At 62.2% G+C, this 12,978-nt stretch carries 10 protein-coding genes; 4 read left to right on the top strand and 6 right to left on the bottom strand.

The window, feature by feature from the left end; translation table 11 throughout:
- The first annotated feature begins 17 nt into the window (after window positions 1–17).
- A complete protein-coding gene (locus ACXJKE_RS01765) occupies window positions 18–914 on the top strand; it encodes a dienelactone hydrolase family protein (protein WP_457278848.1) in 897 nt (298 codons plus the stop codon).
- Window positions 915–987: 73 nt separating this feature from the next.
- Here ACXJKE_RS01765 and rpoD read toward each other — a convergent pair whose 3' ends face one another.
- Entirely contained in the window at window positions 988–3,159 is a 2,172-nt protein-coding gene (gene rpoD, locus ACXJKE_RS01760) for an RNA polymerase sigma factor RpoD (RefSeq protein ID WP_457278847.1), read from the bottom strand.
- Between rpoD and ACXJKE_RS01755 the strand changes: the two genes are divergently transcribed.
- A complete protein-coding gene (locus ACXJKE_RS01755) occupies window positions 3,131–3,715 on the top strand; it encodes a hypothetical protein (protein ID WP_457278846.1) in 585 nt (194 codons plus the stop codon). The genes rpoD and ACXJKE_RS01755 overlap by 29 nt on opposite strands.
- A gap of 140 nt (window positions 3,716–3,855) precedes the next feature.
- Here ACXJKE_RS01755 and dnaG read toward each other — a convergent pair whose 3' ends face one another.
- A complete protein-coding gene (gene dnaG / locus ACXJKE_RS01750; RefSeq protein ID WP_457278845.1) occupies window positions 3,856–5,838 on the bottom strand; it encodes a DNA primase in 1,983 nt (660 codons plus the stop codon).
- 237 nt (window positions 5,839–6,075) lie between these two features.
- On the bottom strand, window positions 6,076–7,944 hold the full coding sequence (locus tag ACXJKE_RS01745; RefSeq protein ID WP_457278844.1) for a gamma-glutamyltransferase family protein: 1,869 nt from the start codon (window positions 7,942–7,944) through the stop codon (window positions 6,076–6,078).
- A 111-nt stretch (window positions 7,945–8,055) separates the two neighbouring features.
- Here ACXJKE_RS01745 and ACXJKE_RS01740 point away from each other — a divergent pair, with 111 nt between their 5' ends.
- The gene (locus ACXJKE_RS01740; RefSeq protein WP_457278843.1) at window positions 8,056–8,988 is read left to right on the top strand and encodes a LysR family transcriptional regulator; all 933 of its coding nucleotides are present in this window, start codon (window positions 8,056–8,058) and stop codon (window positions 8,986–8,988) included.
- 2 nt (window positions 8,989–8,990) lie between these two features.
- Here ACXJKE_RS01740 and ACXJKE_RS01735 read toward each other — a convergent pair whose 3' ends face one another.
- Both ACXJKE_RS01735 and ACXJKE_RS01730 read right to left on the bottom strand, forming a co-directional pair.
- Window positions 8,991–9,758 (bottom strand): 3-hydroxyacyl-CoA dehydrogenase, encoded by a 768-nt coding sequence (locus ACXJKE_RS01735; protein ID WP_457278842.1) that lies wholly within the window; start codon window positions 9,756–9,758, stop codon window positions 8,991–8,993.
- Window positions 9,759–9,902: 144 nt separating this feature from the next.
- Window positions 9,903–10,946, bottom strand: coding sequence for an extracellular solute-binding protein (locus ACXJKE_RS01730; RefSeq protein ID WP_457278841.1), 1,044 nt, complete (start codon window positions 10,944–10,946; stop codon window positions 9,903–9,905).
- A 120-nt stretch (window positions 10,947–11,066) separates the two neighbouring features.
- Here ACXJKE_RS01730 and ACXJKE_RS01725 point away from each other — a divergent pair, with 120 nt between their 5' ends.
- The gene (locus ACXJKE_RS01725) at window positions 11,067–11,960 is read left to right on the top strand and encodes a patatin-like phospholipase family protein (protein ID WP_457279776.1); all 894 of its coding nucleotides are present in this window, start codon (window positions 11,067–11,069) and stop codon (window positions 11,958–11,960) included.
- A gap of 240 nt (window positions 11,961–12,200) precedes the next feature.
- Here ACXJKE_RS01725 and ACXJKE_RS01720 read toward each other — a convergent pair whose 3' ends face one another.
- Window positions 12,201–12,746, bottom strand: coding sequence for a phasin family protein (locus ACXJKE_RS01720; RefSeq protein WP_457279775.1), 546 nt, complete (start codon window positions 12,744–12,746; stop codon window positions 12,201–12,203).
- Window positions 12,747–12,978: the final 232 nt, after the last annotated feature.

Genomic DNA, 12,978 nt, shown 5'->3' with positions numbered 1-12,978 from the left:
CAAGCAAGGAGCTGAGCATGCGATGGTGGAAACTGGCGTGGATGTTTGGGATGGTGTGGGCGGCGCAAACGACCGGCATGCCCGCATGGGCGCAGCAGCCCGAGCGCGTGCCGCCGCAGATCGTCAAACTGCCTCTGCTGATCGACGGTAAACAGTATGAGGTTGTCACCCATCTCTACAAGCCCGCGGGCGAAGGTCCGTTTCCGCTGGTGATCTTTTCCCACGGGCGAGCGCCGTCGCGCGTTGACAGGGCCAAGCTTGAGTATCCGGTGCTGGTCGGGCACGCCAACTACTGGCTTCGCAAGGGTGTTGCCGTGGTTGCCCCGGTACGGCCGGGATACGGGGATACCGGGGGCTCCGACAGGGAGGACTCCGGCATCCGGTGGAGCGGCAAGGTTTGCACCGGCGATGCCGACTTCATGCGTGTGGCTAGCCACGCGGGCCAGACAGTAGTCGCGTTGCACCAATGGGCGCTGCAGCAGCCCTGGGTGCGCAAGGACAGGGTGCTGCTCGAAGGGCAGTCGGTGGGCGGCATGACGACGGTGTCGGTCGCGGCGCTCAATCTGCCGGGCGTCGTCGGCGCCGTCAATTTCGCGGGCGGCTCGGGCGGTAATCCGGAAGACTCCCCGGCCAGGAGTTGCAAGCCCGAGAACATGGGTAAAACCTATGGTGAACTCGGCAAGCTGGTCAAGGTGCCCAACCTGTGGCTCTACGCCGAGAACGACCAGTTCTGGGGAGCCGAGGCGCCCCGCGGATGGCACGAGGCCTTCAGGGCAGGCGGCAGCGACACGCAGTTCGTCCAGACGGGCCCGGTGCCAGGGCATGATGGGCATTCGCTGCTGACCTACGGTGGCAATATGTGGTCGGTGCCGCTCGATGCGTTCGTGCGCAAGGTAGGGCTGACGGCACCTTGAATTTCAAACGGGCATAAAAAAGCCCGGCACCTTCCGGGGCCGGGCTCTCAAGAGGCTTTGAGGAAAAAGCAGCTTACAGCGTATCGATAAAGCTGCGCAGCTTGTCCGAACGCGAAGGGTGCTTGAGCTTGCGCAGTGCCTTGGCTTCGATCTGGCGGATGCGTTCGCGCGTCACGTCGAACTGCTTGCCGACTTCTTCGAGCGTGTGGTCGGTCGACATTTCGATACCGAAGCGCATGCGCAGCACCTTGGCTTCGCGCGGTGTCAGGCTGTCGAGAATGTCTTTGACCACATCGCGCAGGCCGGCCTGCATCGCGGCTTCCAGCGGTGCGGTGTTGGCGCTGTCTTCGATGAAGTCGCCCAGGTGCGAATCATCATCGTCACCGATCGGTGTTTCCATCGAGATCGGCTCTTTGGCGATCTTCATGATCTTGCGGATCTTGTCTTCAGGAATCTCCATCTTGGCGGCCAGGATGCTGGCGTCCGGCTCAAAGCCGAATTCCTGCAAGTGCTGGCGTGACAGGCGGTTCATCTTGTTGATGGTTTCGATCATGTGCACCGGGATGCGGATGGTGCGGGCCTGGTCGGCAATGGAGCGGGTGATCGCCTGGCGAATCCACCAGGTGGCGTAGGTCGAGAACTTGTAGCCGCGGCGGTATTCGAACTTGTCGACGGCTTTCATCAGGCCGATGTTGCCTTCCTGGATCAAGTCGAGGAACTGCAGGCCGCGGTTGGTGTACTTCTTCGCGATCGAAATCACCAAACGCAAGTTGGCCTCGATCATTTCTTTCTTGGCGTCGCGCGAGTTGGACTCGCCTTCGTTCATGCGCTTGTTGATGTCCTTGAGCTGGGCCAGCGGCACCACCACGCGGGCTTGCAACTCAGCTAGCTTGGTTTGCAGTTCCTGGATGGGCGGCACGTTACGCGCCATCACCACCGACCACGGCTTGCCGGAGGCAACCTGCTTTTCAACCCATTTCAGGTTGAGCAGGTTGGGCGGGAAGTCCTTGATGAAGACTTCCTGCGGCATGCCGCATTTCTCGACGATGATGCGGCGCAGCTCGCGCTCTTTCTTGCGCACGTCCAGCACCTGGCCGCGCAGCATGTCGCACAACTTTTCAATGGTCTTGGCGGTAAAGCGCACGGTCATCAGCTCGTCGCTCAGGGCTTTTTGCGACTTCACATAAGTAGGCGTGCCGTAGCCTTCCTTGTCGTAGGTCTTGTGAACCTTCTCGAACAGGGTGGCGATCTTGTCGAAGCGGCTGAGCGCTTCCTTCTTGAGCTCTTCGAGCTTTTTGGTCAGGGCCTTGGAACCGCCCTTGCCGTCGTCATCATCTTCTTCGTCGAATTCGTCGAAGTCTTCTTCGGCCACATAGTCGTCGGCCTCGTTGGGGTTGGAAAAGCCGTCGACCACGGTGGAGATGACGATCTTGCCTTCGCGGATTTCTTCGCCCAGACGCATGATTTCTGCGATGGTGGCGGGGCTTTCCGAGATGGCTTCCATCATCTTCATGAGGCCGCCCTCGATGCGCTTGGCGATTTCGATTTCGCCTTCGCGCGTCAAGAGCTCAACCGTGCCCATTTCACGCATGTACATGCGCACGGGGTCGGTGGTGCGGCCGAATTCGCTGTCGACGGTGGACAGCGCGGCTTCGGCTTCTTCTTCGGCTTCTTCTTCAGTGGCGACCGTAGGGCCGGTGTTGTTCAGCAGCAGGGTCTCGGCGTCGGGCGCCTGCTCGTACACGGCCACGCCCATGTCGTTGAGCATGTTGACCACGACTTCCAGCGTTTCAGCATCGACCAGCTTGTCGGGAAGGTGGTCGGAGATTTCGCCATGCGTGAGGTAGCCGCGCGTTTTACCCAGCTTGATCAGGGTTTTCAGGCGCAGGCGGCGCTTGAGCATGTCTTCTTCGGAGAGGACGGTTTCATCCAGGCCGAATTCCTTCATCAGGGCGCGTTCCTTCGCCTTGCTGATTTTCATGCGCAGCGGTTTGACCTTCTCGGTCGTTTCCGCGATGGGTTCCCCGACGAGATCGTCTTCAATGTCGGACATGTCGAGGTCTTCCCCTGTCTTGACCGGGCCGGCCGCACTCTTCGGCTTGCGGCCGCGCTTGGCGCCGGTGGTGGTGGCAGGCGCGCTGCCTTCGGCCGCCGGATTCTTGGGCGGGCGGCCGGGTTTCTTCTTCACGGGCACGTCGGCGGAGACGGCGAGGGGCTTGGCTTCAGGACTGGACTTGGTCGGCACGGCGGGGGCTTTCTTCAGGGGCAAATCGGAAATCGCGGATTTCGCGGTTTTCAGGGGGGCTTTGCTCACCAGAGCATTGGGTTTGCTGGGTTTAACAGATATGGCGTGTTTTCCCGGCTTTTCAACCTTGCCGCTTTTGGCGGCAGGCTTTGCAGCAGCTTTAGTTGCTGCTTTGACTGGAGGCTTGCCTGCGGGCCGGGCCGCAGCTTTGGGTGCTGCTTTGGCTTTGGGCTTTGCGGCAGCTTTGGACTGCGCACTTTGCGGCTTCTTGGACGTGCTCGGCTTCTTCGGCTTGGCAGTAGGCATGGGACCTCCAGTTGTCGGGAATTGTTTTAAATATCGATCAGCTACCAGTAAACAAAAATGCGCCTTGGCGCCTGCACAAAGCACAGGCACGGTGACAAAGATTCAGAGTCAAAACGAGAAGGCGGAAAAACAGGCCGGGCAGTGCCAAAGGCACATGGCGGTTTATTTTCCCGGGCAAGCTGTTTGGGCGAACATTTGGTGTGCAGTCCTTGCGGAAATTCCCTGGGGGAAGTGGCCGTCTCATCTGTGAGTTCCCCGAAGTTTCAGGGTGGCCGGGCCGGAGGTGCTGCTGTCGCGCTTGCCGTCGAAAATCGGATTATACCCTGTTGCCTGTTTTTTGGGCGATTTATATGACCCAGAAACAGGGATTTTCCCGGAGGCCGGGCCCGCTCAGCGGGCCGGGTCGGTGGCGGCGGTTTTGAGGCTGGCGGCCAGCTCCAGATAGCGCTGCCGGGCGGCCGGGTCGGTGGCGGCCCGGGCGGCCAACTCGCTCATCTCGCGCTGGCGGTGCAGGCGCAGGAGCTGGTCCAGGATGCTCCGAACCTCATCCCAGTCACTTTCGATGCCTTCAGGAATCTGTGCGATTTGCGCTGTGGCATGTCTTTCGTGGGGGTGGCCGCGCAGCCCTTCACGCAAGGCGGCCCACGGCTGGGGCCCATGCTCATGCAACTGGCTCTCCAGCCAGATGAAAAGCGGGCCGTGGGGCTCAGGCAACTCGACCAGCAAATGATGCTCTTCAGTGGTGAGCCGGTCCCAGGTCTGGGCCTCGGTCAGCAGCAACCTGAGCACACGGTCTTCACGGCTGGCCGGCAAGATACGGCCAGCCACGCGGCGTGGAGCCCGGGCGCCGAAGCTGCGTCCCGTCGTTGACGATGCCGGGAAGTAGCCGCCAGAGGGCTCGGACGAGGTGTAATCGGGCTCCTCGCGAAAATCCGGCAGATAGTCCGCAGGGCCAGACATGTCCTGGGAAGCGCCTGATGTTGAGGACGATTCCGGCTTCTGACCCTTATTGGACGTGCGCAAGCTGCTATTATTTTTATAGCTACCCTTGGAGGTCGCAGGTTGCCAAAGCTGCGTCAGTTCGCGGCTGTCAATCAGTACCCTGTCGGCAATTTCGGCCAACAGCTGGCGTTTCAATGCGCCATCAGGCATCAGGTTCCACAGCGGGCGGGCATTGCTGGCCATATGGGCGCGGCCCTCGGCGGTGTCAAGGTCACAGCCCTCGGCGGCGGCTTCCAGCAGAAAGCGGCTGAGCGGCACGGCCTTGCTGACATAGGCCGCGAAACCTTCCTGACCGTGCTCGCGGATGTAACTGTCGGGGTCGTGCTCGGCCGGCAGGAACAGGAACTTGACGGTGCGCACGTCGGTGGCAAAGGGCAGGGCGGCGTCCAGCGCTTTGCGGGCGGCGCGGCGGCCGGCGCTGTCGCCGTCAAAGCTGAAGACGACTGAGTCGGTGAAGCGGAACAGCTTTTGCACGTGATCAGCCGTGCAGGCGGTGCCCAGGGTGGCCACCGCATTGGCAAACCCCAGTTGCGCCAGAGCCACCACGTCCATATAGCCTTCTGTGACGAGGGCATAGCCGTGTTCGCGCAGGGCAGCGCGGGCCTCGAACAGGCCATAAAGCTCGCGCCCCTTGCTGAACACAGGGGTTTCCGGCGAATTGAGGTATTTGGGCTTTTCGTCGCTGAGCACGCGGCCGCCGAAGCCTATACATTCACCCTTGACGTTGCGGATGGGGAACATGACCCGGTCGCGAAAGCGGTCATAGCGCTTGGCTTCGCCTGCCTGGTTTTCCTCGCCGGGCTCGCCTGTGATGACCAAGCCGCTTTCGACCAGCAGCGGGTCGTTGTAATCGGGAAAGACACTGGCCAGGCTGCGCCAGCCTTCAGGTGCGTAGCCCAAGCCGAAGGTCCTGGCGACTTCGCCCGAGACACCGCGGCCCTTGAAGTAGTCGATGGCGCGCTCGGAGTTGCGCAGGGCCTGGATGTAGGCGACGCCGGCCTTTTCCAGCACGCTGGTAAGCGTGGCCTGCTGCTCTCGCATCTGGGCGGCCCGGGCCCGGTCTTGCGGCGAGACATCGTCTTCAGGCACCTGCAGGCCGTATTGCTGGGCAAGGTCCTTGACGGCTTCGACAAAGGTCATGCCGCCGTGGTCCATCAGAAAGCTGATGGCGTTGCCGTTTTTGCCGCAGCCGAAGCAGTGATAGAACTGCTTGGAAGGGCTGACACTGAAGGAAGGGGACTTTTCGCCGTGAAAGGGACACAGGCCCATGAAGTTGGCGCCGCCCTTTTTGAGCTGCACGTAGCGGCCCACTATGTCCACCACGTCGGCGCGCGCGAGCAGCTCCTGGATGAACGATTGGGGGATGGCCATAAAGCAATTATCGCCCCCACGGTCGCTCACTGCGTGTAGCTCCCTGCCCCCCGAGGGGGCCGCCCGCCTGCGGTCTGGCAAAGCCAGTCCCGCGGCTCATGCTGGCTTGAAGAGTCAGTGGCACAAGCAGTGGGGCATTTCACAAGCGGGCAGCCGCGGAAGCGGCTTTGCCGGGCCGCAGGCGCCGCCCCCTGCAAGGGGCTATACGCAGTGAGCCTGGACGGGGGTGTGCCGAGATCAGTCGCCCAGCACCAGGCCTTCCCGTCGCGGATCGGCGCCGCCGAAGAATCCGTCGGGTGTTCTCTGAATGGCTTGCAGGCCGCTGGTCATGGTTTGTTCGCGTACCTCGGCGCCGCGGCTTCTCAGCGCCTCGACGGTGGCCGGCGAGAAACGTTTTTCTTCCAGGATGCTCGGGCCGTTGAGCGAGGCGAAGTTGGGCAGGTCAATCGCCTGCTGGGCGTTGAGGCCCCAGTTCAGTGTGGCGTAGAGGGTTTTGGCGGTGAAATGGATGATGAGTGCGCCGCCGGGGCTGCCGCCGCTCATGACGAGCTGCCCCGAGGTTTTGTCAAACACCAGCGTGGGGGCCATCGACGAGCGCGGGCGTTTGCCGGCTTGCACGCGGTTGGCCACGGGCTTGCCTTCGGCGTCTGTCGGGGCGAAGCTGAAGTCGGTCAGTTCGTTGTTCAGCAAAAAGCCGCCAGCTTTTCCGGTGCCGCCGTCGGTCATCAGGCGCGAGCCGAATTGGTCTTCAATCGTCGTGGTCATGGCGATGGCATTGCCGTAGCCATCGATGATGCTGATGTGCGAGGTACCGTACTCGGGCTGGTCGGGCATGGGCGCGTAGGCGGTTGTGACGGCGCCCGGCACGCCAGGTTTTGCGGTTTTCATGCTCGGGCCTGTGGACTGAATCAGCCTGGCGCGCTCACTGAGATAAGCGGGGGCCAGCAGGCTCATCCAGTTGCCGCCCGGCGGCTGCACAAAGTCAGGGTCACCCAGGTATTGCGCACGGTCGGCAAAGGCCAGGCGCGAGGCCTCGGTGTAGAGGTGCAGCCAGTCGGCCGAAGGCGTGGGCGACACCGAGCCGGGAACACCGCCGGTGCCGGCGACCAGGCCCAGCGTGGCGGCCGGCGTGTTGTTCAGGATGCCGAGGATTTGGCCGACTGCAATCGCGCCCGAGCTGGGCGGCGGCATGCCGCAGAGGCGGTAGGCCTTGCCGGCCGCGCTGTAGTCCGAGCAGATCGGGTCGCGTTTTTTGGGCTGGTAGCCGGCCAGGTCGCCCAGGGTCAGCTTGCCGGGATTGGTGGCGTGGCCCTGCACTTTGGTGACGATGGCTTGCGCGACCTTGCCTTCGAGCAGCGCGTTGGAACCTCTCGCCGCGATTTGCCGCAGCACGTCGGCCAGCGCCGGGTTGCGCAAGACAGAACCCACATCGACGGGGGTACCGTCGGCTTTATAGAAATAGGCTGCGGCGGTGACATCCTTCTTCAGGTGCACTTCACCCTTGAGCAAGGTGTTGAGCCGCGGGCTGACCTTGAAGCCGCCTTCGGCGAGCTGGATGGCGGGCACGAAGAGCTGGGCCCAGGGCAGGCGGCCGTATTGCTTGTGGGCCATCTCCAGCATGCGCACCGTGCCGGGCGTACCGACGGAACGCCCGCCAACCACGCCGTCGTAAAACGGCATCGGTTTGCCGTCGGCGCCGATAAACAGTTTTTCGTCCGCCGCAGCGGGCGCGGTTTCGCGGCCGTCAAAGGCCTCGACCTTGCCGCCATTGGCGTGCAGCAGGAAGGCGCCGCCGCCTATGCCGCTGGACTGCGGCTCTACCAGCGTGAGCACCATTTGCACTGCAATTGCAGCGTCGATGGCCGAACCACCGGCTTTGAGTACCTGGTAACCCGCATCGGTGGCCAGCGGGTTGGCGGCGGCCACGGCGAAGGTCTTGGTGGCCCAGCCTGGCTTGGGGGTGAAGCCCGAAGAGCCTTCGGGCTGCATGTATTTGGTGCCGCGCGCGACTTCATCGGCGGGGACCTGGTAGGTAAATGCGGTGGGGCTGCTGGCGCAGGCGGCAAGCAGCGCGGTGGCTGCCAGCGCCGAGAAGGCGTGTCTCATGCGATATCCTTGAATGTAGTTGTAGCTTGTGGCAGGACCCTGTGCCTGCGCTGTTGAATATATCGAGCGGCCCCGCGCCTCACAATGGCGTTTCAGAGAAATCACTCTTCCATGGAATTTGACAATCTCGATGCCTTGCGCGTGCTGCTGGCTACGGCGGAAACTGGCAGCCTTACAGCAGCGGGCAAGCGCTGCCGGCTGTCTACAGCGGCCGTCAGTGCGGCGATCAAGCGGCTGGAAACCTCGCTGGGTGTACGTCTGTTTGAGCGAACCACACGCGCCGTGCGGCCCACGGCCGAGGGTGCTGTCATGGTCGACCATGCCCGCCGCGCGCTCGAGCTGGTGTCCGAAGGCCAGGCCAAAGTCCGTGCCGGCACCTTCGGCTTGACGGGCAGCATCCGCATCACCGCCACAGCCATGCTGGCCCGCGAGATGCTGGCCTACTGGCTGGCCGAATTTGCCAACACTCACCCGGGTATTGAAATCGACCTGCAGATCAGCGATGCGCGTGTGGACCTGGTGCGCGAGGGCATCGACATCGCCCTGCGCAACGGGCCGCTGATGGATTCGACCCATTCGGCGCGCCTGCTGGCGCCGGCCCGGCGCGTGGCTTGTGCGGCCCCGGACTATCTGGCGCGCCGCGGCACGCCGCTGGAGCCATGCGAGCTTGTGCAGCACGACTGCCTGGTTTGCCATGTGCGCGAGCGCCGGCAGGATCAGTGGCAGTTCGAATTGCAGGGAGAGGCCAGCGCGCCTTTTCAGGTGCGCGTGGCTGGGCCGCTGGCCTGTAACGACGCATCCATTGCGCTGCAGTGGGCGCTGGAGGGGCGGGGCATCGTCTACCAGTCCGAGATCGACCTCATGGCCTCTTTGGCCAGCGGCAAGCTGGTGCGCCTCTTTGCGGGTCACCTGGGTGAGCCGGCGCCGCTTTATGCGGTGGTGCCCAGCCGGCGCTATGTGCCGGCCCGCGTCAACGAGGTGATTGAACGGCTTTCAGCGCTGCTGACCGAACGGCTGGCAGCGCTGCACCCGCCTGCGGCCTAGGCTCAACGTGGTGCGAGGCGAATCGCGCCGTCCAGGCGAATCACTTCACCATTGAGCATGTCGTTTTCGATGATGTGTTTGGCCAGGCGCGCATAGTCTTGCGGTGTGCCCAAGCGCGAGGGGAAGGGCACGCCGGCAGCCAGCGAGTCCTGCACTTCCTGCGGCATGCCAAAAAGCATGGGCGTGCCGAAAATGCCGGGCGCGATGGTCATGTTGCGGATGCCGTTGCGGGCCAGGTCGCGGGCGATCGGGAGGGTCATGCCGACGATGCCGCCCTTGGAGGCGCTGTAGGCCGCCTGGCCGATCTGGCCGTCGTAGGCTGCCACAGAGGCGGTGGAGATCAGCACACCGCGTTCGCCGGTGGCTTCCGGGTCGTTCTTGCACATGGCGTCGGCCGCCAGGCGGATCATGTTGAAGCTGCCCACGAGGTTGACGGTGATGGTTTTGCTGAAGGCGCCCAGGCTGTGCGCGCCGTTCTTGCCCACGGTTTTTTCGGCGGGCGCAATGCCGGCGCAGTTCACCAGGCCCATCAGTTTGCCCATGGCAACCGCCTTGGCCACCACGGCCTGGCCGTCGGCTTCCTGGCTCACGTCGCATTTGACGAAAGTGGCTTTGCCTTCGCCCAACTCTTTGGCGATGGCCTCGCCTTTATCTGCCTGCATGTCGGCGATGACGACTTTGGCGCCGTTGGCCACCAGCATGCGTGCCGTGCCTTCACCCAGGCCCGATGCGCCGCCGGTGACGATAAATACTTTGCCTGCGATTTCCATGGTGGTTCCTTGATGAAGATGGAGAGATTTTGAAGAGCTTGCGTGAACGTTTTGGGTGACGTTAACGTAAACGTCAATTATGGCGCATGAAAAAAGCCCGGCGCCTTTCGGCGGCCGGGCTTTTCGCAAAAGTGGGGCGCTGGCTTATTTGTAGCCGACACGGTCCAGCATCTGCTGCACCTTGAGCTGGTTGTTGCCCACAGCGCTGATCGGGATGGTTTCAGACTTGAAGCTGCCATTGCCCGACGGTGTCATGGCCTTGAGCGCGGGATTGCTCACGCCCAGCCCCGGTACGGCGGCCCACTCGTTGTTGCCGTTGGCAAAGTACTCCTGTGCGCTCGGGCTGGCCAGATATTCCATGAACTTGACGGCGTTGGCCGTGTTCTTGGCGTTTTTGGCAACCGCCGCGCCGGCGATATTCACGTGCGTGCCCCAGCTGTCCTGGTTGGGGAAGACCACGCCCACGCGGTCGGCCACGACTTTGTCTTCAGGCGCGTTGGAACGCATGATGCGCGCCAGGTAGTAGGTGTTGGTCAGCGCAATGCCGCACTCGCCGCTGGCCACGGCCTTGATCTGGTCGCTGTCGCCGCCCTTGGGGTCACGCGCCATGTTCGCCACCAGGCCCTTGAGCCATTGCTCGGCCTTGGCTTCGCCCAGATGCTCGGTCACCGCGCCGAAGAGCGACAGGTTGTAGGGGTGCGCGCCCGAACGGGTGCACAGCAGGCCCTTGTTCTTCGGGTCAGCCAGCTCCTCATAGGTATCCACGTCGGCTTTTTTGACCTTGAGCTTGTCAAACACCACAACGCGGGCGCGCGTCGAAAAGCCGAACCAGGTCGTGCCTTCGGCAGTTTCCTTGGCGCGCAGCTTGGCCGGGATGGCAGCTTCGAGGGCGGTCGATTTGATGGGCTTGAAGAGACCGTCTATATCGCCCTTGTGCAGGCGCGCGGCATCGACCAGCAAAATCACGTCGGCAGGAGAGGCCGTGCCTTCCGCCTTCAGGCGCGCCAAAATGCCGGCGTCATCCGCGTCCACGCGGTTGACCTTGATCCCGGTGGCTTTAGTGAAGTCGCTGTAGAGCTTTTCGTCGGTCTGGTAATGGCGGGCAGAATACAAGTTGACCACCTGTTCCTGCGCCGAAGCCAAGCCTGCCAGCAGCATCAGCGACGAGAGAACCACTTTTTTGTACATAACTTTCCACTTCCTTACTGGTATTTTTAAAGCCCGGCCATGATAAAGCAAATAAGAATCATTCTTGGTAGTCCCCCTACGTTGCGCAAGCCTTCGCTAGGGCCAGACTGGCTGGCGGGCATCTGCCTGGCTGCGGGTTTATCGCTGTTTGCCGGCTGCACTACAGCGCCGCCCGGTCCGGGCGCACCCGTGGCACCACTGCCGGTAGAGGCCGCCAGAAAGCCGCCGCGCATCGGCCTGGCGCTGGGCGGGGGCGCCGCACGCGGCTTTGCCCACGTGGGCGTGATCGCCGTGCTGGAGGAGGCCGGGCTCAAGCCGCAGCTGGTGGTCGGCACGTCGGCCGGCAGCCTGGTGGCGGCGCTGTATGCCAGCGGCAAGACCAGCGCGCAGCTGCAGCAGACCGCGCTGAACATGGAGGAAGTTGCCATCACCGACTGGATGCTGCCGATCATCGGCCGCGGCATGTTCCGCGGTGACGCGTTGGCCCGCTATGTCAACGACCTGGTGGCCAACCGGCTGATGGAGAACATGGTCATTCCGCTGGGCATCGTCGCCACCGACCTCAACAGCGGTCAGGCCGTGTTGTTCCAGCGCGGCGATACCGGCACAGCAGTGCGCGCATCCAGTGCAGTGCCGGCCGTGTTCGTGCCCGTCAAGATCAACGGCCGCGAGTATGTCGACGGCGGCCTGGTCTCACCGGTGCCTGTGCGCTTTGCCAGGCAGATGGGCGCCGACGTCGTGATTGCCGTCGACATCTCCAGCCCGCCCGAAGCCAACCTTGCCGGCGACACGTTGCAAATCCTGCTGCAGACCTTTGCCATCATGGGCAAAAGCATCAACCAGTACGAGCTCAAGGATGCTGACATTGTGGTCCGTCCGTCGCTTACGGGCCTGAAAAGCGCCGACTTCTCTGCACGGCAGCGCGCCATCGACTCAGGCCGTGCCGCCATGCTGGCCGCGCTGCCCCAGCTGAAGGCCAAACTGGCCGCGGCGGGTGTGGCGGTGGCCAGGTAGTTGCTATTCTTTTGATAGCTGCTTGCGCTCGTCCCTATTGGGTAGAACGCTTAAATGGCCTAAATCTGGATACGCCAGGCAAAAAAAAGCCCAATCTTGCGATTGGGCTTAACTGGATCCGTGAAAATGAATTTCGAATGGATCCGAGGAGACAAGCGGTCTGGAATCGTGCTGTTACGCAAGGTTCCGGGATCAGGCTCCGGTCGTTCCCGCAGAAGGTGCGGGAACAATGAATAACAATTAACGCTTCTTGGAAGCGGTTTTCGTGGCGCTCACTGCGGACGCAGCCACGGTGTTGAAGTTGGCTTCAGCCATTTCGCTGGCTTGCTTGACAGCCTTTTGCATGGATTCGAATGCGTTGTTCGCGGCAGCAACAGCGCTCTTCATCACGGCAACGGCGGTTTCGGAACCGGCTGGCGCGTTTTTGGCAGCGTTGTCGACCAGGCCGACAAACTTCTTCTGTGCATCAGCGGTTTGGCCTTCCAGGGTCTTGCCCAGTTCAGCACCAGCAGCCGAAGCGATGTCATACAGGTGACGGCTGTAAGCGGCGGTCTTTTCAGCCAGGGGCTGGACCAGGCCGGCTTGCAGGGCCATCAGTTCTTGCGCGTCTTTCACGCCCATCACGGCTTGTGCGTGGTTGGCGGTTTCAGCAAGGGCAGCCTTGGTGGCTTGCACGTTCAGTTCGACCAGTTTTTCAACGCCTTCGAAGGCTTTGTGGGTCAGACCAAACAGGGTTTCGATGTTGGCTTTGTGGGAGGCCATGATTTGTTCAGCGGTCAGCATAATTAATCTCCAGATATAAGTTAATGAGTCGTCGGGTCAATAGTTGCTTTGCGCTGAATTGCTGCACTGCAACATGACCCCAAGTATAGGCATTGGCCGAGGCATTGCAAGCGGTTTTTGTTGCACTGCACCATTTTAGATGTCGAGCCCTATTTGTACTCCGAAAACAGAGTGCAAAAGTATCCAAAAGTCCATGCTTTCCCGCGCTCGGTACTACATGACGGTTGTTGCCCCT

The sequence above is a fragment of the Polaromonas sp. P5_D5 genome (genome assembly GCF_054049435.1).
The sequence above is the reverse complement of the archived record's forward strand: the minus strand, read 5'-3'. Positions and strand labels throughout refer to the sequence as shown.